This is a genomic window from Micromonospora acroterricola (genome assembly GCF_003172955.1).
Classification (GTDB): domain Bacteria; phylum Actinomycetota; class Actinomycetes; order Mycobacteriales; family Micromonosporaceae; genus Micromonospora; species Micromonospora acroterricola.
On record NZ_QGKR01000307.1, the window covers coordinates 1 to 1,875 of the forward strand.

General features: G+C 73.4%; 1 protein-coding gene and 1 pseudogene. Both read right to left on the reverse strand.

The genetic code is table 11. The annotated features are described in order from the left end of the window. Nucleotides 1-657, reverse strand: a pseudogene (locus DKT68_RS26935) (MFS transporter); the annotation flags it as partial. 243 nt (nucleotides 658-900) lie between these two features. Continuing rightward, complete coding sequence (locus DKT68_RS26940) at nucleotides 901-1,605, reverse strand: UdgX family uracil-DNA binding protein (RefSeq protein ID WP_109820186.1); 705 nt, start codon at nucleotides 1,603-1,605, stop codon at nucleotides 901-903. Between the last annotated feature and the right edge of the window lie 270 nt (nucleotides 1,606-1,875).

Here is a 1,875-nt window from a genome sequence, read left to right on the forward strand (position 1 = left end):
GGCGTCGGCCGCCGCGAGGCGGCGCGCGGTGAGCAGCGGGTCGGGCCGGAGCAACCCGAGGAGTACGCCGCCAGCCAGCACGAACGCGGCAGCGCTGAACGCGAACGGGCCGGCCAGGGGCGGCAGCCCCCAGCCGGTGGTGACCCGGTCGGCCAGCGCGGCGAAGTTCGGCGCGGCCACCGCGCCGATGGTGGTGGCCCACACGATCAGGGAGAGCTGCCGACCCCGGCGGGCCGGCTCGGCGAGGTCCACCGCCGTGTAGCGCGCCTGGAGGTTCGCGGCGGTGCCCCCGCCGAAGAGCAGCATGCCGAGGAAGAGCAGCGGCACCCAGCGGGTGGCCGCGGCCAGCACGACCAGCACGCCGCCGACGGCGCCGACCGCGTACGCCAGCACCAGGCCCGGCCGCCGGCCGTGCCGGGCCATGATCCGGGTGACCGGGATGGCGAGCAGCGCCGCGCCGACCACCCCGGCGCTCTGCGCCAGGCCGGCCACCGCGGTGCCGGCGATCCGGGCGGCGAGCAGCGCGCCGACGGCGATGCCGATGGTCACGCCGATGCCGCCGACGATCTGGGTGGTGAAGAGCAGCCGCAGGGTACGCCGCTGGATCGGCGCGACGTCGGGCCGGACGGTACGCGGCGCGGTCAGGTCGGTGGCCATCGGCGCTCCTCAGGACGGGGGTGACCCATCCTCGCGCACCCGTGCCGATCAGCGGCAGTGGGTTTCGCTGTCGGCCGAGCCGACGTTCGTCCCTCCGGCGTCGCCACCGCATCGTCAATCTTGGACAGTTACCGTTCCTCGCGAACGGTAACTGTCCAAGATCTGGAGCCGCACAGCGACGGCAGAGCTTCAGTCGGCCGGGCGCGGGCGACGACCAGGGCGGGTGTCAGGGCAGGGCGGGTGTCAGCCCGCCAGGGCGCGGGCGCCGACGGTCAGGTCGGCGACCAACCCCTCGTACGCCTTGTCCTGATCGTCGGCGCGCAGCACCGCGGACGGGTGGATGGTGGCCAGCAGGCGGGCCGGCGGCGCGTCGGCCAGCGTGCCCGCGCTGTCCACCGGGACCTGGGTGAAGTCCTCCGGATGCTGGGCCGACGCCGGCCAGGGCAGCAGTTCCCCGCGCTGCTTCGTGACCCGGAACGCCGGGCCGAGCAGCGCCTTCGCGGCGGTGGCGCCGAGCACCACGACGATCTCCGGGTCGAGCCGCGCGAACTCGGCGACCAGCCAGGGCCGACAGGCGGTGATGTGCACCCGGTCCGGGGTCTGGTGGATACGCCGCTTGCCGCGCAGCTCGAAGCGGAAGTGCTTCACCGCGTTGGTCAGGTAGATCTGCCCGGGGTCGAGCCCCGCGTCGTCGACCGCCCTGCGCAACAGCCGCCCCGCCGGACCAACGAAGGGCAGGCCTTTCTGGTCTTCCATGTCACCCGGCTGTTCGCCGACGAGAACCACCCGGGCGCTCTCGTCACCACGGCCGAAGACCGTCTGTGTGGCGTCCCGGTACAGCTCGCACCCCTGGCAGCCACCCGAGGCGGCGCGCAGCTCGTCGATGGTGTCGGCGTCGGGCGGGATGAACCGCTGGGCGCCCGGGGCGCTCCCGGTCTGCTCGGCCATGCCGACTGTTATATACCCGTTCGCCATCCACCGCCGGTAAGCGTCGGGCGATGTCGGCGTTCCCCCGCCGCGCCGCTGTCAGTACCCGTTGCCTCCACCGTCGCCACCGGACGCGATCGCGATCAACACGATGACGATGATGATGATCACCACGGCCACCGCGATCCAGAGCCCCTTGCGCGACCCACCTGAAGCCATGCCCACTCACCTCCGGGCGCCCGCATACCCATCCCACGCGCCCCAAACCACCGCGATCTCGCAGGTCAGGTG

What these genes read in the sequence shown, in the direction of transcription:
- DKT68_RS26940 (WP_109820186.1), bottom strand. Translation starts at nt 1,605, where the DNA reads ATGGCCGAGCAGACCGGGAGCGCCCCGGGCGCCCAGCGGTTCATCCCG.